Source organism: Pseudochrobactrum sp. AO18b, assembly GCF_000409565.1.
Lineage (GTDB): Bacteria > Pseudomonadota > Alphaproteobacteria > Rhizobiales > Rhizobiaceae > Pseudochrobactrum > Pseudochrobactrum saccharolyticum.
Map to the genome: position 1 here is coordinate 1 of NZ_ANNO01000191.1, position 23087 is coordinate 23087.

The window sequence follows — 23087 nt, forward strand, 5'->3', positions numbered from 1 at the left end:
GCCTCATGCACTGCATATCGATAATAATTATTCGAAATCTTTATCGCTATAGAGTTTTGTTTTCTTCACTTCTTCAATGTTTTTCACACCACCCAGCATCATATTGATGGTCAGTTCTTTATTCAGCTGCTGGATAACGGAGTTGACACCTTCCGAGCCGCCGAGATTAAGGCCATAAAGGATCGGACGGCCAACAGCGACCACATCCGCACCGCTTGCCAGTGCCTTAAACACATGTGAACCGCGACGCACACCACTGTCGAAAACAATCGGAACGCGTTTATTCACGACTTTGGCAATCGAAGGCAGAACATCAAAAGAAGCAGGACCACTGTCGAGCTGACGGCCACCGTGGTTGGAAACCCAGATACTGTCTGCACCGGCTTTAATCACCACGTCAGCATCTTCCGGCGACTGAATACCTTTCACAATCACCGGCAGACCGGTCATGTCTTTTACATATTTAATATCGGCCGGTGTGAATGCCTGTTTGGCCTGTGCATAGATTTCACTGATGCCTGCACCTTTACCGGTTTTGGAACCATCATCATTCTGCTTGGCAAACAGTTCCAGATTGGCAAAACCCAGCGGGAACTGGAAGTTATTCTTGATATCGTCTTCACGATATCCGCCGACCGGTGAGTCAACGGTCAGAATAATCGCCTTGGCTCCGCTGTCTTTGGCACGTTTCAGAGTGAACTCATTAAACGCTTCATTCTTGCTCATATAGAGCTGGAAGAAGAACGGATTACCGTCGGATACCGCAGCCACTTCTTCAATGGTTTTATTGCCATAGGTGCTCAGAGAGAAGATCGAACCCGCTTTTGCCATGCCTTTGGCCGTAGCGATTTCACCATCCTGATGTGCCAGCCCCTGTGCCGCCATCGGTGCCTGTATAACAGGGGTTTTCAGATCAATACCAAGATAATTAGTCTTCAGATCAATGTCTGACAATTCAATGCCCTGCATGACGCGCGGCATAATATATTTCTTGTCAAACACCGATGTGTTGGAGCGCAGATTCTGCTCGTTTTCTGCACCGCCACGGATATAGCCGAAGGCGCCTTTATCCATATTGGCCTTAACCTGAGCTTCAAGTTCACCCAGATTGGTGATCTTGACAGGGCCTTCCGCGGTGCTGGCTTTATAGTCAGCGGCATGAGCAACGCCGAGGGAAAGAGCAAGAGCAATTGCGCTCAGCGATACTGCATATTTTTTGCTAAGAAATGTTTTCATCATACAAACTCCCGGCTTCGCGCCGATTGACTGTTACTGTTTGACAGCTTCTGCCTGAATTTTCAGAGTGACCATTTTCTCCATGCCTTCTTTGACAAGGAAATCCACGCCCCATTTGGTGCGGTCGATTGTGACTTCGAAGTCACCGCCACAAACTTCAGCGTTCAACATCGGGTTCTGGTAGCAATTGAACTTGGTCGCCTTGAGCTGCACAGGATGTGTCTGGCCTTTGATGGTCAGATTACCGTCAACCGAAACCAGCTTGTTATCAGCGACATTCCACTTGGTAGATGTGAAATCGATTGTCGGATACTTCGCAGCATCAAGAAGATCAGCGCTTTTCATATGTGCATCGAAACCCTTGATACCTGTATTCAAAGTATCGACAGGAATAGACACTTTCACAGAACCGGTCTGCGTTTCCGGTGAATAGCTGATGTCCCCTTTAATACCGTAGAAGCCACCGGTATTGGTGGATGTATTAAAGTGATCGATATAAAATACTGCCTTTGTATGATCGGGATCCAGCTTATAGTCAGCCGCCTGCGCAGCAGAAACGGTCAGCAAAGAAGCAAGAAGCGGCAATATAATTTTCTTCATTTTTGTTATTCCTGTTTTAGGCATTTGAAAATTAGTACAGCAAATGCGTTCTTCAACCGGCATGTGACACAAAACAGAATGAGCCACTCTGCTTTGTTATCATCCGGTTCAAACCTGCATTTCGACATGCACTGTTTTCTGTGGTGGAGAGCTAGATAATGAACTGAAAACCAGTTCCGCTCGTATGGCTAAACAATAAGCCTCTGATGCGCTGCTGAGTAGAGCGGATTTTAATAAGCACTGTTCTAAAAACAGGACAATTATTCAGTACAGACTAATAAGGGTAGGAATTCGACCTGTACGGATGATAAAAAAGCGCCAAAATGCGCTTTCTATAGGGGTAAAAGAGCTGTCAGAGCGACGCCTGTAAAATCTGCCGGATTTGCTCGAAATCCGTCATCGTATCAATATCGGCAAAGGCCGGTGCAGCCATTTCTGCAAATTCTGCCTGAGGTAAAAGACTGCGCGCTCCGCCCTCACCTGCAAGCGGCAAATTTCTCAAATGCTCTGTCAGGCACAAAGCCGGAGGGCCGCTATAATCACCGGATGAAGATGCAATCACCGGCGCTGTGCTGCTCGCAGCCAAGTGCAATAAACGATCAATATGGGAGTGCGGCACCAGCGGCATATCCGCCAGACAAATCAGCACCCGCGACTGCTCCTGAATCTCAGCCAGACCGCAATGCAGGGAACCGAGCATGCCCGTATCAACATTTTCCGTCAGCGCCAGAGTAAAGCCTGCATCCGCATAAGCATTCGTCCACGGCGCAAGGTTGCGACAGGTCACAACCCGTTTGCCCCATGAAAAGCCATCGAGTACCTGCAATATATGATGTGCGACAGGCTTGCCGCCGAGCATGGCATTCAGCTTGTCGCCATCCGTATAGCGCGAACCTGCCCCGGCCCCCAGCACCAGAACAGCGGTCGAAGACGCATCAACCATGACGCGCATCCTTGGCTTGTTCTGTCTTGCGCACCATGATCTCTGCCAGAACCGACACAGCTAAAGAACGTGCATCACGCACAGGGCCGAACAGACCAACCGGCGCAGACAACCGCGCAATCTGCTCTTCCGAAAAACCCTCTTTCAGCAATTGTTCACGCCGTACCGCATGGGTGCGCCTGCTGCCGAGACAGCCGATATAAAAGGCACGGCTGTTCAACGTCTGCTTCAGCAGCGGCAGTTCTTTATCAAGATCGTGCTGGAGAAATACCACGGCCGTTGCCTCATCAATATCCGCAGGCAGAACATCACGAACGGCTTCAATATTCAGCGCTGTTGCAGCCTGGTAAAGCACTTCACTTTCCAGCCCCTGCCCCAGCAGCACAAGGCGCAATGCAGGCGGCAGAGCAACGGCAAACCGGTCTTCATGCCAGCCGGTGCTATGTGATATTTCGGAACAGGCCAAAGTCTGGCTCTGAGGATGATAGAACAATGCAGCGGCCTGTCGGCGCGCATGATAGCCCAGCACCTCTTCCAGTACCTGCGCATCCCGCAGCACATGGATTGCCAGCACAATCCCGCCGCCGCAGGGTAGCACCACATCAAAATAGGAAGACCCTTTGCCGAGCCGCAATATTCTGTCCTGCTGCTCTGCCAGCGCCTGCACAGCCTCGCGTGCAACGACACCTTCAACACAGCCACCGGAGACCATGCCGCAAAAACCGCCAGTCGCAGTAACGGCCATCATCGCACCGGCAGCACGGGAAGACCCGCCGATAATTTCCGTCAGCATAACCAGCGCGCAAGGCTTGCCCTGCTGCACAGTTTCATGCGCAAAACGCAGCACATCAATCGTCTGATCTGTATGAAATAAGCGATGCACATCGACTTTATCGGGTACGATACCATCGTCCATAGCACTGATGCCTTATAAAATTATGTCTCAAAAACAGACCGGCGGATTTGCACCCGCCGGTCTGTGCAAGCTGATTTAATGACTTGCTTTCTCAATGTCCTGCACGGTGATATTTGCAGGCTGACCGCCCCATTCCGCGCGCATATAATTAACGAGATCAGCAATTTGCTGCTTTGTCAGCGCATCTTTGAAGCCCGGCATCGCCTGCATCACTTCACCATTGCCAAGGCGCTGCTCGGCAATACCATCCACAATCACATGGATCAGATTGCTCGGATCAGCCAGCATCGCACTGGTATTGGTCGTCATTGCGGGCGCAATATGCGGCTTGCCTTCACCATCCACGCCATGGCAACCGGCACAAACAGCCATATAGGCATCACGACCGCTCTGACGCAGTGCAGCATCAATCGCAACCGGTGTCTGCTCAGGTGCTGCCGGAAGCTTGTCGCCGGTCAGATAGGTCTGAATAGCGGCAATATCCTCATCCGTCATATATTGGGATGAGTGCAGCAATACCGGATACATTTCCAGTGTCATGGTGCCCTGTGGCGACATACCGGTCTTGAGGAATTTACGCAAATCCTCAGTCGTCCAGCCACGTGCAGCAAGCGCTTCAGGCTTCAGGCTCGGGCCTGTAATTTTGCCCAGCACACTGCCTTCATAGGCTGATGCCAGTTTCAGACCGCCGATCGCATTACGCGGCGTATGACATTCCTGACAATGACCAAGAACATCGGTCAGATAAGCACCATTGGCCTGTTCCGGTGTGGCATTGACAGGCATTTGCAGCTTCGGATTGACCAGATTCCAGTAAGACAGTGCCCAGCGCTGATTAAACGGGAAAGACAGGCCCAGTTCCGGATTGGCACGTTTCACCGGCTGCTGATCCATCAGATAGGCATAGATCGCATCGGAATCTTCCGGTCGGATTGTGTGATAGGACACATAAGGCATCGCCGGATAAACCCGTTTGCCGTCTGCCCGTACACCATCCACCACCGCATGATAGAAATCAGCCGATGTATAATTGCCGATACCGGTTTCTTTATCCGGCGTAATATTGGTGCCGTAAATCACGCCGAAAGGCGTTTCAATCGGATGGCCACCGGCATAAGGCGCACCATCCGGCGACTGGTGACAGGCCGCGCAGTCTGCTACAGCGGCAAGATATTTACCGCGCTTGATAAGCTTGGCTTTATCTTCACCGGAAACAGTCAGACGCTGCTCGGCAGCCTTATCATCATAGGCAGATTTTGCCGGCCAGAACGGTACGGAGGCCGCAACCACACCACCGACAACACCAAGCCCGAGAATCCATTTGATTACTGGTTTCATTTAACAAGCCCCGGCGTGTTCATGACAACATCATGCACCGCACTGTAATAACGGACATAGCCGGTGCAGCGGCAGATATGATCATTGAGGGAATCTTCGATGACCTGCTTCACGTCTTCTTTTGCCACAGGCTCTTTCTGCAAACGCTCCACCAGAACGGTAGCAGCATTCACAAAGCCCGGTGCGCAATAGGAGCACTGGAAGGAGAAATGATCGAGGAAAGCTTCCTGAATGGCAGAAAGCTTCAGCTGACCGTCTTCGCCCTTGGTCGCGTGACCTTCAACTGTGCGGATAGAACGGCCGTTGAAATAATGGGCACCGGTAATGCAGGTGCGCATTTCACGGCTGGTACCATCCGGCTCGTCCACAATCACGGTACAGGCGCGGCACAGTCCCTGTCCGCAGCCAAAACGGCTGCCGGTCAGGTCTGCATATTCATGCAGAAAATCCACCATCGACAATTCTTCAGGAACCGTCATCGGCCCTACCTGCTGGCCGTTGATGTTCAGCTTGATTTCGCGTGTCGGGATACTCATGACAATGCCTCTTTAATCTTTTCTTCCGTCAGCGGGAGTTCGCGCAGATATTTGCCAACGGCATGCGCAACCGCATTGGCGACCGCAGGAATGGTTGGAATCTGCACCACTTCTGCAATGCCTTTCGGATGATCTTCCTGTTCTGTAACCGGCAGAATATTTGCCGTCTGGTTCCAGACCGCCACATCTTTGCCGCGTGGCAGACGATAGCGGTTGAAGTTCCAGTCACCGCTGCCGGGACCGTCTTCATAGAGCGGCATACCCTCATAAAGTGCATGACCGACCGACATCCCGATACCACCCTGCAACTGGCCGGATACAAATTCCGGAACCAGCACACGACCGCAATCCATGGAGGAATGATGCGACAGAATTTTCACTTCGCCGGTACCGCGGTTAACACTGACTTCAATCAGTGCCGATGCCGGTGCAAAACGTGACCAGCTGGCATTATCCACCTGCGGGTCCATGTAATGCACATTGCGGCGCTCAATACGCTGCCACTGATCGGAACCGGTCTGAATTGCCAGACCGTCAATCGGACGGCGGCTGGTTTCACCGAGAATATCATAATCGGCTTCACCCCAGCCCCAGCGGTCAAAGGCGTGAACCATCGCGCCGGTAATGCCTTTCAGCTCATAGGCTTTGGCGGCAAGTTCTGCCAGCGTCAGCGCACGGCCATCGGCAAGCGTGAATTTCTCATCTTTCCACGAGGCAGCAGCTGCCTCTTCCAGTGAGACATTCCACAATGCCGCTGCCGCAGGCAGAATACCGCGCTCATAAATGAGACGGCCAGCTTCATGAGTACCATGAGTAAAGTAGAACGCGCTATTGGTGGCACTGGAGGCCGAAGCCATTGCCGGTGTCCAGCGCGGATCCGGCGACATCTCATCCTGATGGGCTTTGTCCATCACAAACGGATTGAGCGTGGCAAACATTTCCAGCGGCGCCCAGTCAAGAGCAGCACTTTCAATCTCATCGGCAGGTTTACCCAACCAGCGCGAGCACATCAGTGCCTGTGTGCTGACCGCACCGGTGCCGATTTCCACGGCAATATGATGCAGACGAATTTTACCTTCCGGTGTCAGAACAATCGAGGCTGCCACAGCTTCGTTCGAGTTACCGAAGCCCTTTTTGGCAATCGCATAGCCAACACCATATTTCAGCGCAGGGTTTTCTGCTTCGAACTCGGCTTTGCGCTTGGCGCGGTTTGCCCAGACCGGATGCGCACGATCAGCTTCGATCATTTCGCGCATACGGCACAGGCTCATCGGGAATGCACCGGCAGAGCTGCGTTCGCCGTCCTGCAATGCATTGATCAGACGCAGTTCCATCACGTCCACGCCCAGCTCTTCAGCCAGTTCTTCAACCAGCATTTCTGTGCCGAACTGTGCTTCCAGCGAGCCGAAGCCACGCACAGAACCGGACATCGGCGCACGGGATGAATGGGCAATGGCGGCAATATCGTTTTTAGGGAAATAATAAATTCCCTGCGCCGCACCGGCAGCAACCTGCGTGACCGGTGTGGTATAGTTCTGGCGGCCGCCGCCATCCAGTTCCAGATCAGCTGCAAGAGCCTGCATTTTCAGTGTCTTGCGGTTGATACCCAGACGATATTTCATGCGCAGCGGGTGACGCTTGATTGCTGTCTGGAAATGTTCTTCACGATCCAGTGCCAAACGCACCGGACGACCTTCAGCAAAGAGCGCAGCAACAATACCGTAATAAGGGAACGGGCTGTGTTCCTTGGTACCGTAACCAACCGTATAGGCCGGATGGCCTTTCAGCTCGCGCACATCAAAGGTGCTTTTCTTGAGCATGGCAGCGGTGCCGGTCATCACTTCATGCGGGCTCTGGCTGGCCATAACAATTTCAAGTTTGCCGGATTTTGCATCATACCAGCAATTGCAATTGTCCGGCTCAAGCGCTGCCGCATCAATGAACGGTGAATAATATTCACGCTCGATCACATGCCAGTCTTCAGGCGGCGTGTTCAGCTCTGCACGGATACCTTCGGCATAGGCCATGCCGCGTCCCATTGCATCGCCCGATGCATCAGCTTTCGGCCAGTTGACATCATTCTTGTCATAAGTGGCAAAAACATAGCCGTCATCGACCGGATTAAACAGGTCTTTCTCGGCCTTAGCGCCGCCTTCGCCCTCAACACGGACAAAGCGGAAATTGGCCAGCGGGCCCTGCTCAACAGGCGCGGTTGTTTCACCATAGCGGATGATCTCATCACGCTTGGTTTTATAAATGCGCTTGGCAACAGAGAAACGAGCAAAATCACGATAGATCAGAATTGCCAGCGGGTGACCGAGAAACAGCGGTACTTCGCCTTTCGGCGACAGCATTTTCTGGCCGTAAGTATAAGGATCGTAGAAATCCAGACCGGCTTTAACTGTATCCTCTGCGGTTACCAGATAATCCGGCTGCAGATCTTCACCCAGCAAAGACAGATCAAGATCAAGAAACGGTGCATCGGCACGGGTCGACCAGACCACGAAAGCATGCGCCTGTTCTTTCGGCCAGCCAGTCATATCCTTGGCGCGGATATCACGGGCAAAAACCTTGGAACCTGTCACCTTTGCCACGCCGTCAACACGACGCTTGAGCTGGGTTGTGCCTTGCGGGAGCGGTAAGTCCAGAATCTGCTTTTCAAACAATGCAGCACGGGCCGCACGGATCGGAAGAATAGTGACCGCAATTCCGGACGCTGTAAACTTGAGAAAGTCCCTGCGTGTCGGTGTCATATGAATTACTCCCAGCGTTACTTACAATATTACAAAACAATCTTTGTCCAAACCGGCTCCTCCGACGAAGAAACGGTGAATTCAGATCTGAATTTTACTGAAACTACTCAACATTACGTAGTATTAAATATCCGGAATTAGAGCACAGACAGATTAAATCAATGCCTGCATATTTATCCGTCCGGATATAGATTTGGTGTATTTATGCCTTACTCAATCATCATTCTTCAAACGAAATTACCATCGACGAGAATGAGTGAAATCTGCGCAAACCCGACCAATATTCAGCTAATATAATAGGGCTAACACATTTTAGAACAGTTTCAAGATCACGAAAACGAGAACATTTAACACGTTGATTTTAAAGCCGTTTTCCATAAAAAATAGCCTTATATTCCTACGAATATAAGGCTATTTTTGACAATCGAATCTAAAAATCACGAACAATCAGGTATTTGGGACGTCAAAACAATTATACTTGAGTAAAACTATCCAGTATTACTTTAAAGCGACGGCTCTTCACCCGGTGCCAGCGTCATAACATCCGCCCAGTCCGGATGGCGGCGATATTGCGCCCGCACATAAGGGCAAAGCGGCAGAATGCGAAAACCATTTTTACGTGCATCCTCAACCATATAGGTTACGAGTGCGGCAGCCGCACCGGTACCGCGCATGGAATCCGGCCCGCCGGTATGATCCGCACTGATAACGCCGTTCGCGCGGCGGGTAAATGTAATCTCGGTTTCGCCTTCAACACCGTCAACACGCGCCACATAGCGCCCGTGGCGTGTGTCTGTGTCTTCCTTGCTCATTCGAATATCAGTCATTCAACCCTCTCCTTTTGAACTTGTGGCCTGTCAGCTTGCCTGTTTCAGAGTAAGTGCTTCCAGCATATCCGCACGGGTAAACGGCGCACCGAAAACCGGTGTACCAGTATCAAACATCCGGCTTTCTATCAGAAGCCCCGCATCCACCGGATCAAACCCAATCCGGTCGATAAATCCGGCAACCTGCCTGCGGGCCTCCGCATCATTACCGGCAATGGCCAGCGCACGGCGTTGCGGGTCACCGCTTGGTCGGGCTTCCTCATCAATCTCATGATAGCCCATATGGTTGAAACTGCGTACCAGCCGCGACTGCGGCAGGAATTTCTGGATCACTTCGCTACTCGAAGTTCCTGTTTCAAACTCAGCAAGAGTTCCGTCTGTCGGTGCCCAGTAATTCATTGCATCAATAACGATTTTGCCCGCCAGCAGTTCCGGCTGCAGTTGACGATATTTGGACAAAGGCAGCGCAAGGATGACGATATCGCTTTCTGCAATCACGTCCTGCGCGGTTGCAGCAACAGCACCCGGCACCATGATTTCGAGCAACAGCGCAATCTCTGCCGGTGATTTGGATGTCGCAATCTTCACCGCATAACCCGCCGCAATCGCGCGACGGGCTATAGCGGTGCCGACACGGCCGGCACCCAGAATACCAATTGTTTTCACTTCGGTGATCTGCATATCAGCAATCTCCTGTTACTTGAAAGCGTATCCCGAAAAGTGGGAACCGGTTTTCGGATAAGACACGCGCAGAAACAAACGGATGGAGCATTTTCAACAATTCGGTTTAAACCGAAAATACTCAATCCACGCCAAGCTCCGCATCAACCAGAGGCTTCACTTTGGTTCCCAGCAATTCAATCGAACGCAGAAAGTCTTTATGCGGCATCTGCCCCACATCCATCTGGAAAAACTGGCGCATATGCCCGAGCTGTTTCTGCAAGGTGATAATACGTTCTGCAATTTCTTCCGGTTCACCGGCAAAAATCGCGCCACCGCCGCTGGCTTCACTGTCATAATGCGAGCGTGGCGGTGGTGCAAAACCACGGATTTTGCCCAGCTGTTCCATCACCGCATGCCAGTGCGTCCAGAAAAAATCCTTGGCTTGTTTGGCATTCTCGCCAACAAAACCCGGCACTGCGACCGAGACTTTCAGCTGCTCCGGAGCAATCTCAGCCTGAGCGCCCGCACGGCGGTACAACTCGGCCAAAGGTGCAAAACGCGCAGCCTGTCCGCCGATAATCGCATAGGAAATCGGCAGTCCGAGAATACCGGCACGCACCGATGAATGCGGATTACCACCGGTTGCCAGCCAGATCGGCAGCGAGCCACTGTCAGGACGCGGCACAACCAGCGCCTCATTCAAAGCCGGACGGAATTTACCCTGCCATGTCACACTTTCGCTCTCATTGATCTTCAACAGCAGATCAAGTTTTTCCGCATAAAGCTCGTCATAATCATTCAGACTATGACCGAAAAGCGGGAAAGACTCCGTCGAAGAACCGCGACCGGCTGTGATTTCTGCACGTCCGTTCGATACCGCATCCAGCGTCGCAAATTGCTGATAAACGCGTACCGGATCATCGGTGCTCAGCACGGTTACCGCGCTGCCCAGCTTAATGTTTTTGGTTGTGGCTGCCGCAGCACCAAGAATAACCGTTGCCGCAGAAGCAGGCATTTCCCGTGTATGGTGTTCACCAATACCGAAATAATCCAGCCCCACTTCATCGGCCAGCTGAATGGCTTCCAGAAGGTTGCGTGTTGCATCTGCCGTTGAGCCCAGCTCACCGGTCTGTGCATTTTTCTGTACGTCGCCGAAACTATAAACGCCAAGTTCCATAATACTGGCTCCTTTCAGTGCGGCATCTCAATGCCCGCACTTTGAATTTTCTAAATATGTGTCGCTGTCTGTTTATCAACCGGTTGTGCCGGTGCGCCCTTTGAGCAATTGTGCAAATGGCGTAACCGTCTGGCTGAGCTGCACACCGGAATCCCGTTTGCGCTGATCGCCGATATTCGGAACAAAACCACCGACACCACTCTTTTCCGCTACAACCAGCGCTGCAAATTCACTCGCCGCACGTTGCACGCGCGAAGACAGATCATGTCCGGCTTCACCATTGCCGAAATCTTCTGTCGCAGCGAATACACCAGTCGGCACAACTGTCGCCCGCAGGTAAGAAAATAACGGCCGCAAAGCATGATCAAGCACCAGTGAATGGCGTGCTGTTCCCGCTGTTGCCGCAATAATCACCGGCATATTGTTCAATGCATTGGTATCCAGACTGTCGAACAGCATTTTGAACAATCCGCTATAACTGGCGGTGAAAACCGGCGTGACCGCGATCAGCCCGTCAGCCGCAGAGATTTTCTCTTTAACCTCAGAAAGATGCGGTGTCGGAATGCCACCGGTCGCCATAGTCGTGGCCAAATCCATAGCCAGTTCACGTAGCTCGATGACCTCGATCTGCGCCTCTTCACCACGTGCGCCGATTTGCGCGGCTGTTGCCTGTGCAATCTGATCTGCCAGCATACGGGTTGATGATGGCTGTGACAGACCTGCACTCAATACAAGAATACGACGTGTCATAATTATCTCCGTTCATTGGCAGGGAAGGAGCAGAGAGATCCCTGCCCCTTAATCAAACCTGCCTCAGGCTGGTTGTTCTGCGCTTTCAACCGGAATGACCTTACGGTGTTTGCCGCCCTCGCCCTGTGCACGCAGGCTTGCATGACTTGGCGGATCACTCGGAATATGCGCCGGACGCCGTGCTTCAAACTCTTTGCGCAATACCGGCACCACTTCCGTGCCCAGCAGCTCAATCTGTTCAAGCACCATCTCTTCCGGCAGACCGGCATGATCGACAAGGAACAACTGACGCTGATAATGACCGGCATAATCAGCAAAACTCAGTGTTTTCTCGATCACCTGCTCCGGCGAGCCGACAGTCAGCGGGGTCATTTCCATAAAATCTTCCATGGATGGTCCGTGACCATAGACCGGCGCATTATTGAAATAAGGCCGGAAATCACGAATGGCATCCTGACTGTTTTTGCGCATGAAAATATGCCCGCCAAGACCGACAATCGCCTGATCCGCACTGCCATGACCGTAATGTTCAAAGCGCGAGCGATACAGATCGATCATCTGCTGGGTATGTTCCTTGTTCCAGAAGATGTGGTTTGCAAAGAAACCATCTCCGTAAAACGCAGCCTGTTCAGCGATTTCCGTGCTGCGGATCGAGCCGTGCCAGACAAATGGCGGCGTATCATCCAGCGGTGCCGGAGCCAGCGTAAAACCGCGCAAAGGCGTGCGGAACTGACCCTGCCAATCCACTGTTTTCTCACGCCACAAACGGCGCAGCAGATGATAATTCTCAATCGCCAGCGGAATACCCTCACGGATATCCTTACCGAACCACGGATAAACCGGCCCTGTATTGCCGCGCCCCATCATCAGATCAACACGACCATCGGCCAGATGTTGCAGGATCGAAAAATCCTCGGCAATCTTCACCGGATCATTGGTGGTAATCAGCGTTGTCGAGGTCGTCAGCTGAATCTTGCTGGTTTTAGCCGCAATCCAGCCGAGCATGGTCGTCGGTGAAGACGGTACAAATGGCGGATTATGATGTTCGCCGGTAGCGAAAACGTCGAGACCGACTTCTTCCGCCTTCAGCGCATATTTCATCATCGACTTCAGCCGCTGATGTTCGCTCGGGGTTTTGCCGGTTGTCGGATCAGTTGTTACGTCACCGACGGTAAAAATTCCAAACTGCATGAGTACACCTGTCCGTTTGTTCCTGTGTCAGGAATAAGCACCAAAGTGCGTTGTTGACAGAAACATAATCAGTTCAGATTTTTGCAGTAGTCAGTAGAATTGCACTAGACTGTCCTAAATATCAGACAAACTCTCATCATCAGCGCCACTCACCAGATTGGCCATCAGACGGAATGCCCCCGCAACCAGCCTGTCCATCTGGTGATGCAGCACAAGACTGGTATGCGTATGCCGCCCTTTACCAATTCGTGCAGACAAAAGCGCACCGGTTAATGGCTGCTCATTAGCATCATGCATCGACAATAACGGCTGATAGGCCTCATCCCAATGAGAGGCGAAATACAGCCCGCGCTCTTTGTTCCAGCCCTGCCAGTCCTGCGTTGTTATCTGGTTCGGCCAATTGAGTAATTTATGCTCCGGTTCCAGAACGGTGACAGTCGCTGCGGGATCGGTCACTCGCCAGCGCAGTGAGGGTGAGCCGATTTTCAATGGACGCACCGGTGTTGTCTGCGGGTTCCAGCCATCGGTAGGGCGATGATAAAGCGTCAGCAAATGACCGCCATTTTCAACATAGCTATGTAAGCGTGCTGTTGCCTCAGCCAGATCTTGCCTTATACCGAAAGCAAAAATACCGACAACAATGGTGGTGAATTGCTGTAAGTCACCGGCCAGATGTTTTGGCTCCAGCTCTGTTACATCAAGCCCCATACGGCTCAACCACAGACCAACACGATCAGCACCGCTGCCGATATAACCGATCTTTGCACCTTGCGGCAGCTTCAGATCCAGCGCCAGAACATTCAACAATTCCGGTTCGCGATACATCACCTGCCCGATATGCGGATAGGCAATTGGCGTCTGCCGCACTGCATCACGACCGGCAATTTGTGCTTGTAAGCGGAACAGTCCGGCTTCCCGTTTTTCCGGTGCATGAAGTGTCGTGCTATCGGCGCTCTGCACAACCGTCCAGCCACCGGTGCTGATAAAGCGCACAGGCTGCGGATCACCACTGACAGTTACATTCACCGGCCATTGTGTCTTGCCTGCCGGATCAAGTGGAACAATCACCGCCTCAGGCTCAATCCGCACAGATTGGGCAGGCACCAGCGCAAATTGTTCCGCAAGATCGAAACTCGCTTTAGCCTGATAGTCAGAGAATTGTGCCGTCACACACACATAGAATTCGCCATTACCACCAAGCGAAGACCAGACCGGCCGATAAAGCGGACTGAAAGCCGCCTCTGCTCCGGCCTTTATATCAAAGGACTGAGTGGTCGCGGTTGTCTCATGTGCATAGGTCGCACAATGCTCCGGTAAAACCGGCTCAACCTGCGCCTGATATTGCGCATGACCAGCACCAAACCGCACCTGCAACAAAGCTTCACCGGCAGGTGACATCACCGGCGGGTTCAGCTCCGCACTGTCAAAAATCGCTGCAGCTTCAATCAGCGCAGCATCAATCTCGGTCTTCTTGCGTAAAAGACGATGCTCATGCGCGAGCAGAAAATCTGCCGGCGCATTAGCTCGGACAGTATCAATATTGCGCGCAGCCGATACCAGAAAAGCGATGATTGCATCACGGTCAGGAAACGCGGCAATGGCACTATCAATCGCTTTTTGCGCATCTTGTAATGCTTGGGCGACAACTTCAAACATCTCCGCATGAGCCGCTAAGGCCACCAGATTAGCTGGCAGATTATCCAAAACGGAAACCTCCGCACCGGTCTTTTCTGCCAGCAGCAGATGCAAAGGCCACTGTATTTTTGGCTGCTTCGGCCAATGTCCCATACCCTGAGAAGCATGATAATAACGCGACCATTCCCCGATGCGGTCATAATCCGCACCCGTTGCCGGTTCGCGCTTGTCAGCATGGACAATCACAGTCGCTTCAGGTGGCGGCACTTCATCATCATAAGTATCACCCCCGCCAGACCATGCAGGCAGATAATATTTGGCGACCTGCCAAGGCTTCAGCCCTTGCGCAAAATGCTCAGGAAAAGCCTGATTGTCAGCAGCCAGCGTAATCGCTCGCTCCGCCGCGCGGGTCATCGCACGGTGATGACCATGCTGACCCGGCACATCAAGAAATGTCGGAATTACAATATCCGGCCGCTCACTCCGATAGGCACGCACAAGACGCTCGACAATACGCTCCTCACCCCAGCGGTCAAAAGTCCGGTCACCATCTTTGGAAAAGCCAAAGTCATGTACCGCATCATCAGGCCCGTGACCAAGCCAGACAATATCGCAATCCAGTATCCGCGCGGCCTCTTCCATTTCACGGGAGCGCATCAGCCCCAATGCACCGCCGCGTTCTGGCCCCAGTGCATTCTGCCCGCCCTCACCCCTTGTGGAACAACCGACAATCACCCGCATACCCGCACCAAAACGGAAATAAGCCAGTAAGCCGCTTTGCTCATCATCAGGGTGTGCGCCTGTATTCATCACTGTAACCACCGAGCGTAACCGGCTTAATGCATGATGCAGGCGCATAAGAGCCGGTGCCGATTTTTGTTGTTCTATACGTTGGCGGTCAGTCAGCACCGGATGCCTCCTCACAAGAATGAATTACAAGTCAGCGAGCGTATCCAGTTTCGGGGTCATCGCTTCAAACAAAGGCAGAGCAGCGGCACCCAAAGCCGCCGTAAATTGTCCGGTATGCCCGCGCAGCACACGCGGCAAAGCACGGCTGCGGCGGCTGGCAACGGAAATCGGCAACTGCCCCATCCGTGCAATCAATCCGTCGATAATCGCATCGGGTAACATACCGCCCAGCACTACCGTTTCCGGATCGAGAATATTTTCGATCATGGCAATCATCGGCGCCAGATAGAGTGCGGCCTCATCCATCCATTCCATCAGCACCGGATGAGCGCTGTCATGCAATTTCTGCAGATCATCAAAATCTGTTTCTGTCACGCCCGCCAAAGCCAGCTTTTCACGCAGGACATACAGTGAGGCGTAGCGCTCCAGACAACCGGACTGACCACAGGGGCAGGCTCGCCCTTTTGGCGCCACCACAATATGTCCGATTTCACCGGCATTGCCGAAAGCGCCGCGAAACGGCACACCATCCTGAATCATACCAAGACCGACACCGGCACCGAAATAGATCATCGCAAAAGAGGAAATGGCATGTCCCGCACCAAACAGGCGCTCTCCCACCGCTGCCGCATTCGCGTCATTCTCGATGGTAACCGGCTCACCGCAAGCCTCACCTAAAATGGCTGCCGCATCCACATCTGACCAGCCGGGCAAAGTAGTCGGCCCGACAGAGGTCATGCCTTCAATATCGAACGGCCCCGGCATCACCACACCGACACCCAGCAAAGGTGCAGAAAACTCCGCTTTCACAGTATCAACCTGTATACGCAACAAGCCGGAAAGCGCGTCAGGGCTGGTATCATGCACCGGTGTAATATGGCGGGAACGGGGTTGCCCTGTCAGATCAAGCACCGTCGTCACCATGTGATCGGATGCCATTTCAACACCCATCGTTACAGCGCCGTCAGGATTGACTGCGAATTGTTTAGGCGGCTGACCACGGCCGGATTTGAGCCTTCCGGTCTCCATCAACAGATTTTCACAGACCAGTTCATCGACAATATTGGCAATTGCCTGAGCCGTCAGATGGGTCAGGCGCGCAATATGCATCCGCCCCAAAGAGCCGTGCTGACGCACAATATCCAGCACCACCCGACGATTATGATCGCGGATTCGCTCGGGGTTTTTACCCAAAGTAATCAGCTGTGTGCCTGATTCTGTACCCGATTGTGTACCTGCCGGCTGTGCGCCCATGCTGCTCCGTCCTGCCCGTCTCAAAAAAATGATAAGCGAGAGCCTTCATAACCGCAATAGATTAACTCAAGTAAATTATCTTATTGACAAAAGCCTGTAAAATAGTGACCGTAGAGGGCAGCTCTGCGGAGGAAAACGCATCTGAAGGGGCAAAGCTGCCAACCGGTCTTTGACGAGATGCAATTTCCGAACACTGATCGCTGACGCATGTCACCCCAAAACGGGCTGCCGTTTCGGAAACAACATGCACAAAACTGTATTTTTGCCTGATACCGGCAACAGCCGGAGGTCATAAGGGGAGGTTCACATGCGTAAACTATTATTTGCGGGATTGCTCGCAGGCTTCAGCACAATGGCGCTCAATGCAGCGCAGGCTGTTGAAATTGAATATTGGCAATATGTCTTCGAATCGCGCGTTAAAGCGATGGACAAGCTGATCGAGAATTTCGAAAAAGCCAATCCAGACATCAAGGTCAAGCACACCACCTTCCCTTATGATGATTATCAGACCCGCGTGATTGCAGCCAAAATGGCTGGCAACAGCCCTGATGTCATGCAGCTTTTCTATGGCTGGCTCGATAAATTCGTAGCAGGCGGCATTTTGCAGCCGCTGCCAACCGATACATTCCCGCATGATAAGATCGAAAGCGACTTCTTCCCGATCACCAGTGCGATGAAGCGCGGCGAAGACTATTATGGTCTGCCGACTGCGGTACGTTCGCTGGCGCTGTTCTACAACAAGAAACTGTTTGAAGAAGCCGGTCTGGATCCGAAAAACCCGCCAAAAACACTGGATGAGCTGGTTGCGGCGGCTGAAAAGACTGCCAAGCGCGATGCAAACGGCAATCTGACCACTGCCGGTATCACTCTGGATATGGCCGGACAGGATCACCATTGGTGGCGTGAAGTGCTGATCCGCCAGTATGGTGGCGCGCCTTACACCGACAATGACCGCAAAGTCACCTATGATTCCGAAGCCGGTGAAAAGGCTCTGAAATTCTACACCGACCTGCAGACAGAGAAAAAAGTCGGCGAGTTGAAATTCATGGATGAAGGTCAGGCTGCGTTCCGTGCAGGCATGGCTGCCATGACTGTTGACGGTACTTTCCGCCTCGGCGCATTCCGCACCATCAAGGATTTTGAATGGGGTGTAACCGAACTGCCAGCCAATGCTGAAGGCGTGCGTTCTAACTATGCCAGCTATTTTGCAAACGGTATCGGTGCCAATGCAAAAGGCGAGAAACTGGAAGCTGCCAAGAAATTCCTGAACTATATCTCCTCGCCGGAAGCGATGGAAATCTGGCTCAAGGAAGTTGGTGAACTACCTGCACGTCGTGCGGTTGCCCAGACTGAAGCCAATCTGGCAGACCCGATCTACGGCCCGTTCCTCAGAGGTCTGGACTATGCGCACACCACCATGTTTGTGGATGAAGCAGCCCAGCGTCAGACCGCTATGGATATGGTGAACCGTGTGGTTCTGGAAAAACAGCCTGTGAAAGAGTCGCTGGCTGAAGCTGCAAAAGCAGAACAGACCATCATCGATGATGCGCAGTAATCTCTGAAAAGACGGTGTGCCGCTGTCATCAATCGGCGGCACACCGGAATATCGTTTCATCATCTTCAGACTGCATGAAACTGCGGATGAGTTCCGGCTCTCCGCCAGAATATTTCCGGTATGTGCTGAACCTCCGGCTATATTCCCCAAATTTGTTTGACGCATAGTCCCGCAAAACCGCATCGCATTTTGCCGGATATGCTTCTGTACCATAAGGTATTTTGAACCATGACTGTGACGGCTGCCCGCTCCGGTGATACTTTCTGGAACCGCCTGCCCATGCGCACAAGGCGGCTCATCTGGGTGTGGAGCTTTCTCGCCCTGCCTATTCTGTTTTACACGGTCATCCGGTTTTATCCCACGGTTGAAGCCTTCTGGCTGTCGCTGACCAACTGGGATCTGATGAAACCGCCGAAATTTATCGGCCTTGCGAATTATGAGAAACTGTTCGCTGATCCGCAATTCTGGAAAGTGTTCAAAAACACATTCACTTACTTGCTTATCGGCACGCCGGTCAGCCTGTTTCTGGCTTTTGTGATCGCCTATTATCTTGATCGCGTACGTTTCATGCACGGGCTGATCCGTGGTCTGTATTTCCTGCCGTTTCTCACCACTGCTGCGGCAATGGGCTGGGTCTGGCGCTGGTTCTATCAGCCTGCTCCGATCGGCGTGATCAATAATATGCTCAATACCATCGGCCTGCCCCAGCAGACATTCCTGCGCTCGGTGGATCAGGCACTCTATTCCATTATGGCAACATCCATCTGGGCGGGCCTCGGCTTCCAGATCATCATTTTCATGGCTGGTCTGCGCGCTATCCCTAACACCTATTATGAAGCTGCCCGCATTGACGGCCTGGGTGAATGGGCAATCCTGCGCAAAATCACCATTCCGCTGCTGAAACCGACAACCGTGTTTCTGGTCGTCTTCTCGTCCATCGGCTTCCTGCGCATTTTCGATCAGGTCTATAACATGACCACCTATGATCCGGGCGGTCCGCTTGGCTCCACCAAGCCACTGGTGCTGATGATCTATCAAACCGCCTTCTCGTCTTACGCCATGGGCTATGCCGCTGCGCAGACAGTCGTGCTGTTCTCCATTCTGCTGGTTGTCTCACTGTTGCAGCTGTGGATCTTGAGGGAAAAGAAATGACCGCTGAAACCAAAACACCGGCACTCCCGTTTGCAAATATCCGGCCAGGCCGCGTCCTCACATGGACACTGCTGTTTATCGGCGGCATCATCATGGTCACACCGCTGGCCTATATGTTCTCCACCTCGTTCAAAACCGCCAGTCAGGTCTATGATCTGCGTCTGATACCGGCTGAACCGACAGTACAGAACTATGTCACCATTCTGGCAGACGGCCGCTTCCTGCGCTGGTTCTTCAACTCGATGTTCGTCGCGGTTGTCGTCACATTATCCAATGTGTTTTTCGACAGTCTTGTCGGCTACACATTGGCAAAATTCCAGTTCCGTGGCCGCCACTTCATCTTCCTCGCCATTCTGTCAACGCTGATGATCCCGACCGAAATGCTGGTGATCCCGTGGTATCTGATGTCCAGCAAACTCGGCTGGCTCGACAGCTATTGGGGCATCATGTTCCCGGGCATGATGACGGCTTTTGGTACCTTCCTGATGAAGCAGTTCTTTGAAGGCGTGCCGAATGACTTCCTCGAAGCTGCCCGTGTGGATGGTCTGAACGAATTCCAGATCTGGTGGAAAGTGGCCATGCCGCTGGTCACACCGGCACTGTCGGCTCTGGCAATCTTCACCTTTCTCGGCAACTGGACAGCCTTCTTCTGGCCGCTGATCGTCACCACCAGCAAGGAACTCTACACATTGCCTGTCGGGCTTTCGAGTTTCGCGGTCGAGCAATCGATTCAGTGGGAAATGATTATGACCGGCGCCGCTATCGCCACCCTGCCAACACTGCTCGTGTTCCTGTTGCTGCAGCGCTATATCGTGCGCGGCGTCATGCTGGCCGGCCTGAAGGGATAAGGATACTATCATGTCTGTAAACGATCCGCGCCTTGCCGATAAAAGCGTTTTCCCTGATCCGGTCTACAAGGAGACCGTGCTGAAACCGCTTTTTGACGGCGCTAAAACCCATCATGTCGAAAGTTTCCGCCGTATTGACCGCGCCCATCTGGTCATGCTGACGGAAACCGGCATTCTCGACGAAAAACAGGCATCGGCAATCGCCGGTGCGCTGGAACAGATCGACCGTGATATTGATCCCGCATCTCTCACCTATACGGGTGAAGTTGAGGACTTCTTCTTCCTGATCGAGAAAGAACTGAAGTCCCGCCTCGGCGCAGATATTGCCGGTCGTCTGCATACCGCACGTTCACGCAATGATATTGACCACACGCTGTTCAAACTCGGCCTCAAAGAACATATTGATATTCTGCTGGCCAAATCCCGTCATCTGCTCAATGCGATGATTGAAACTGCAAACCGCGAGCAGGCAACACTGATTGTTGCCTATACGCATGGTCAGCCTGCACAGCCTTCAACCTTCGGCCATTATCTGTCCGCAGCAATTGAAGTGCTGATCCGCGATATGCAGCGTTTTGCAACAGCGCGTGAAATCGTCAACCTGTCACCTATGGGCGCGGCAGCCATCACCACCTCAGGTTTTCCCATCGACCGCGCACGCGTGGCTGACCTGTTGGGCTTTGCCGCGCCTTTACGCAATTCTTACAGCTGTATTGCCGCTTCGGATTACATCACCTCAACCTATTCCGCGATTGAGCTGATGTTTATCCATCTCGGCCGTCTCATTCAGGATTTCCAGTTCTGGACGAGCTTCGAGGTTGGCCAGATCTATGTGCCGAATGCTTTTGTGCAGATCTCTTCGATCATGCCGCAGAAGCGCAATCCGGTGCCAATTGAACATATGCGCCATCTGGCAAGTCAGACCATGGGACGCGCCCGCACTGTGCTGGATGTGATCCATAATACGCCTTTCACCGATATGAATGACAGTGAAGGTGAAACGCAGCAAATGGGCTATGAAGCTTTTGCTTCTGCCGGTCGTGTGCTTGATCTGCTGGCCGCCTTTGTGCAGGCCATTCGCATTGATCCGGCACGTGTTGCCGACAATATCCGCCGCTCCTGCATTACCATTACCGAGCTGGCTGATTCACTGGTACGCATTGAAGGTCTGTCCTTCCGTCAGGCGCATGAAATTGCAGCAACCGTGGCCAAGGCTGTTGTTGCCAAAGGCGGCGGTCTGGCACAGGACGGCTATGAGCCGTTTCTGGAAGCCTTCAAACATGCAGCAGGCAGAGAACCGTCTTTCGACCGTACAAAGTTTGAAGAGCTGGTTTCGCCGGAGCATTTCATCGCCGTGCGTGATCGTTTCGGCGGCCCTGCACCGGAGCCAATGGCTGAGGCACTCACAGCATATCGCGATCAGGCCAATGCCTTTGCAAGCCTTGCAGACACACAAGCCGCAGACGAGGCCAAAGCCGCGCGCGAGCTCAATGATAAATTTCAGGCCTTGGTGGAGAAACGCTGATGGCAACGATCGAACTGAACAAGCTGGTTAAACGCTATGGCAAGGTTGAGGCCGTGCGCGGCATTGACCTGCAAATTGCCGACGGCGAATTTGTGGTTTTCGTCGGGCCTTCCGGCTGCGGCAAATCCACGACGCTACGCATGATTGCCGGTCTGGAAGATATTTCCGGCGGCGCGCTGAAAATCGGCGATGAAGTCGTCAATGAACGTGACCCGAAACAGCGCAATATTGCGATGGTGTTCCAGAATTATGCGATCTATCCGCATATGACTGTGCGCCAGAATATCGGCTTCGGTCTCTATACCTCCAAAATCTCCAATGCGGATAAGAATGCCCGTATTGAAGAAACCGCAAAAATTCTCGGACTTGAGCCATATCTGGATCGCCGCCCTGCTGCGCTCTCCGGCGGCCAGCGTCAGCGCGTTGCCATTGGCCGTGCGATGGTGCGCAATCCGTCTGCTTTCCTGTTTGATGAACCTCTTTCCAATCTTGACGCGCAATTACGCGCCCAGATGCGTATTGAGATCAAACGTCTGCACCAGCGCCTCAAAACCACAACCGTTTATGTGACCCACGACCAGGTGGAGGCCATGACTATGGCTGACCGTATTGTGGTGATGCGCGACGGTAATATTCTGCAGACCGGCACACCGACCGAGCTTTATGAAAATCCGGTTGATGTGTTTACCGCCCGCTTTATCGGCAGCCCGTCGATGAACCTGATCTCAGGCCGTAAAAACGGCAACAGCGTGGAATTCGCAACGGACGGCGATGTTCTGGTCGGTATCCGCCCGCATGATCTGATGGTTGTCACCGGCGATGTCGCCTCCGCACCGGCAGGCATTGAACTGACCGGCACCGTCACCGCGGCTGAACCGCTGGGGCCTGAAACACTGGTGCATATTGATGTACAGGGCACCGCAGTTATCGCTACTGCATCGGGCAAATTCATTCCGGCCACCGGCAGCACGCTGACTGCACGCGCAGCCAGTGGCAGTCTCTATCTGTTTGACAAGGCGACAGAGAAAAGTCTGGGACGTCTATGAGTTTGAAAGACAATCAGCATCCGGCCGTTCTCAGCATCGGGCGGATTTACTGCGATCTGATTTTTACCGGTCTGGCAGCTTTGCCGGAACCGGGACGTGAAGTCTTTGCCGACAATCTGAAAATGGCAGCCGGTGGCGGTGCCTATATCACCGCCGCGCATCTGGCACATACCGGCCGCACAACCGCGCTTGTGGCGCGGCTCGGTCTGGATGCTCTGTCCGCCGGTCTGGCA

Annotated in this window: 19 protein-coding genes and 1 pseudogene; 6 read left to right on the forward strand and 14 right to left on the reverse strand. The window is 52.8% G+C overall.

What is annotated here, in order from left to right; all coding sequences use genetic code 11:
- Positions 1–27 precede the first annotated feature (27 nt).
- The 14 genes from A918_RS0108065 to A918_RS0108130 all read right to left on the reverse strand — a co-directional run bounded on the left by A918_RS0108065 (position 28) and on the right by A918_RS0108130 (position 16728).
- On the reverse strand, positions 28–1239 hold the full coding sequence (locus A918_RS0108065) for a lactate oxidase (RefSeq protein WP_022710569.1): 1212 nt from the start codon (positions 1237–1239) through the stop codon (positions 28–30).
- Between the two features lie 30 nt (positions 1240–1269).
- Positions 1270–1836, reverse strand: coding sequence for a YceI family protein (locus A918_RS0108070; RefSeq protein ID WP_022710570.1), 567 nt, complete (start codon positions 1834–1836; stop codon positions 1270–1272).
- Between the two features lie 352 nt (positions 1837–2188).
- Positions 2189–2779: an NTP transferase domain-containing protein gene (locus A918_RS0108075; protein ID WP_198013281.1), complete on the reverse strand. Its 591-nt coding sequence runs from the start codon at positions 2777–2779 to the stop codon at positions 2189–2191.
- Entirely contained in the window at positions 2772–3695 is a 924-nt protein-coding gene (locus A918_RS19875; RefSeq protein WP_022710572.1) for an XdhC family protein, read from the reverse strand. Before A918_RS19875 ends, A918_RS0108075 begins: the two co-directional genes overlap by 8 nt.
- A gap of 75 nt (positions 3696–3770) precedes the next feature.
- Positions 3771–5033 (reverse strand): cytochrome c, encoded by a 1263-nt coding sequence (locus A918_RS19880; RefSeq protein WP_022710573.1) that lies wholly within the window; start codon positions 5031–5033, stop codon positions 3771–3773.
- Entirely contained in the window at positions 5030–5569 is a 540-nt protein-coding gene (locus A918_RS0108090) for a (2Fe-2S)-binding protein (protein WP_022710574.1), read from the reverse strand. Before A918_RS0108090 ends, A918_RS19880 begins: the two co-directional genes overlap by 4 nt.
- Positions 5566–8322 (reverse strand): xanthine dehydrogenase family protein molybdopterin-binding subunit, encoded by a 2757-nt coding sequence (locus A918_RS0108095; protein WP_022710575.1) that lies wholly within the window; start codon positions 8320–8322, stop codon positions 5566–5568. Before A918_RS0108095 ends, A918_RS0108090 begins: the two co-directional genes overlap by 4 nt.
- 503 nt (positions 8323–8825) lie before the next feature.
- Complete coding sequence (locus A918_RS0108100) at positions 8826–9149, reverse strand: GNAT family N-acetyltransferase (protein ID WP_022710576.1); 324 nt, start codon at positions 9147–9149, stop codon at positions 8826–8828.
- Between the two features lie 30 nt (positions 9150–9179).
- Positions 9180–9830: an NADPH-dependent F420 reductase gene (locus tag A918_RS0108105; protein WP_022710577.1), complete on the reverse strand. Its 651-nt coding sequence runs from the start codon at positions 9828–9830 to the stop codon at positions 9180–9182.
- Positions 9831–9951: 121 nt separating this feature from the next.
- Positions 9952–10989, reverse strand: coding sequence for an LLM class flavin-dependent oxidoreductase (locus A918_RS0108110; protein ID WP_022710578.1), 1038 nt, complete (start codon positions 10987–10989; stop codon positions 9952–9954).
- Between the two features lie 75 nt (positions 10990–11064).
- Positions 11065–11739: an FMN reductase gene (locus tag A918_RS0108115; protein ID WP_022710579.1), complete on the reverse strand. Its 675-nt coding sequence runs from the start codon at positions 11737–11739 to the stop codon at positions 11065–11067.
- Positions 11740–11802: 63 nt separating this feature from the next.
- Positions 11803–12930, reverse strand: coding sequence for an LLM class flavin-dependent oxidoreductase (locus A918_RS0108120; RefSeq protein ID WP_022710580.1), 1128 nt, complete (start codon positions 12928–12930; stop codon positions 11803–11805).
- A 114-nt stretch (positions 12931–13044) separates the two neighbouring features.
- Positions 13045–15474 (reverse strand): PIG-L family deacetylase, encoded by a 2430-nt coding sequence (locus A918_RS0108125; RefSeq protein WP_022710581.1) that lies wholly within the window; start codon positions 15472–15474, stop codon positions 13045–13047.
- A 24-nt stretch (positions 15475–15498) separates the two neighbouring features.
- Positions 15499–16728: an ROK family protein gene (locus A918_RS0108130; protein WP_022710582.1), complete on the reverse strand. Its 1230-nt coding sequence runs from the start codon at positions 16726–16728 to the stop codon at positions 15499–15501.
- 307 nt (positions 16729–17035) lie between these two features.
- Here A918_RS0108130 and A918_RS0108135 point away from each other — a divergent pair, with 307 nt between their 5' ends.
- The 6 genes and pseudogenes from A918_RS0108135 to A918_RS0108160 all read left to right on the forward strand — a co-directional run.
- Complete coding sequence (locus A918_RS0108135; RefSeq protein ID WP_022710583.1) at positions 17036–18283, forward strand: extracellular solute-binding protein; 1248 nt, start codon at positions 17036–17038, stop codon at positions 18281–18283.
- Between the two features lie 228 nt (positions 18284–18511).
- The gene (locus A918_RS0108140) at positions 18512–19435 is read left to right on the forward strand and encodes a carbohydrate ABC transporter permease (protein WP_022710584.1); all 924 of its coding nucleotides are present in this window, start codon (positions 18512–18514) and stop codon (positions 19433–19435) included.
- Positions 19432–20283 (forward strand): carbohydrate ABC transporter permease, encoded by an 852-nt coding sequence (locus tag A918_RS0108145; RefSeq protein WP_022710585.1) that lies wholly within the window; start codon positions 19432–19434, stop codon positions 20281–20283. Before A918_RS0108140 ends, A918_RS0108145 begins: the two co-directional genes overlap by 4 nt.
- A gap of 10 nt (positions 20284–20293) precedes the next feature.
- Positions 20294–21808, forward strand: coding sequence for an argininosuccinate lyase (gene argH / locus A918_RS0108150; RefSeq protein WP_022710586.1), 1515 nt, complete (start codon positions 20294–20296; stop codon positions 21806–21808).
- Positions 21808–22854 carry an ABC transporter ATP-binding protein gene (locus A918_RS0108155; RefSeq protein WP_022710587.1) on the forward strand — a complete coding sequence of 349 codons (1047 nt, stop codon included), beginning with the start codon at positions 21808–21810 and terminating at the stop codon, positions 22852–22854. The genes argH and A918_RS0108155 overlap by 1 nt, the downstream gene beginning before the upstream one ends.
- Positions 22851–23087 (forward strand): annotated as a pseudogene (locus A918_RS0108160) (ribokinase); the annotation flags it as partial. The gene A918_RS0108155 and the pseudogene A918_RS0108160, both read left to right, overlap by 4 nt.

Coding starts and splice junctions, on each gene's coding strand:
- A918_RS0108065 (WP_022710569.1), bottom strand. CDS start 1,239: ATGATGAAAACATTTCTTAGCAAAAAATATGCAGTATCGCTGAGCGCA.
- A918_RS0108070 (WP_022710570.1), bottom strand. CDS start 1,836: ATGAAGAAAATTATATTGCCGCTTCTTGCTTCTTTGCTGACCGTTTCT.
- A918_RS0108075 (WP_198013281.1), bottom strand. CDS start 2,779: ATGGTTGATGCGTCTTCGACCGCTGTTCTGGTGCTGGGGGCCGGGGCA.
- A918_RS19875 (WP_022710572.1), bottom strand. CDS start 3,695: ATGGACGATGGTATCGTACCCGATAAAGTCGATGTGCATCGCTTATTT.
- A918_RS19880 (WP_022710573.1), bottom strand. CDS start 5,033: ATGAAACCAGTAATCAAATGGATTCTCGGGCTTGGTGTTGTCGGTGGT.
- A918_RS0108090 (WP_022710574.1), bottom strand. CDS start 5,569: ATGAGTATCCCGACACGCGAAATCAAGCTGAACATCAACGGCCAGCAG.
- A918_RS0108095 (WP_022710575.1), bottom strand. CDS start 8,322: ATGACACCGACACGCAGGGACTTTCTCAAGTTTACAGCGTCCGGAATT.
- A918_RS0108100 (WP_022710576.1), bottom strand. CDS start 9,149: ATGACTGATATTCGAATGAGCAAGGAAGACACAGACACACGCCACGGG.
- A918_RS0108105 (WP_022710577.1), bottom strand. CDS start 9,830: ATGCAGATCACCGAAGTGAAAACAATTGGTATTCTGGGTGCCGGCCGT.
- A918_RS0108110 (WP_022710578.1), bottom strand. CDS start 10,989: ATGGAACTTGGCGTTTATAGTTTCGGCGACGTACAGAAAAATGCACAG.
- A918_RS0108115 (WP_022710579.1), bottom strand. CDS start 11,739: ATGACACGTCGTATTCTTGTATTGAGTGCAGGTCTGTCACAGCCATCA.
- A918_RS0108120 (WP_022710580.1), bottom strand. CDS start 12,930: ATGCAGTTTGGAATTTTTACCGTCGGTGACGTAACAACTGATCCGACA.
- A918_RS0108130 (WP_022710582.1), bottom strand. CDS start 16,728: ATGGGCGCACAGCCGGCAGGTACACAATCGGGTACAGAATCAGGCACA.
- A918_RS0108135 (WP_022710583.1), top strand. CDS start 17,036: ATGCGTAAACTATTATTTGCGGGATTGCTCGCAGGCTTCAGCACAATG.
- A918_RS0108140 (WP_022710584.1), top strand. CDS start 18,512: ATGACTGTGACGGCTGCCCGCTCCGGTGATACTTTCTGGAACCGCCTG.
- A918_RS0108145 (WP_022710585.1), top strand. CDS start 19,432: ATGACCGCTGAAACCAAAACACCGGCACTCCCGTTTGCAAATATCCGG.
- argH (WP_022710586.1), top strand. CDS start 20,294: ATGTCTGTAAACGATCCGCGCCTTGCCGATAAAAGCGTTTTCCCTGAT.
- A918_RS0108155 (WP_022710587.1), top strand. CDS start 21,808: ATGGCAACGATCGAACTGAACAAGCTGGTTAAACGCTATGGCAAGGTT.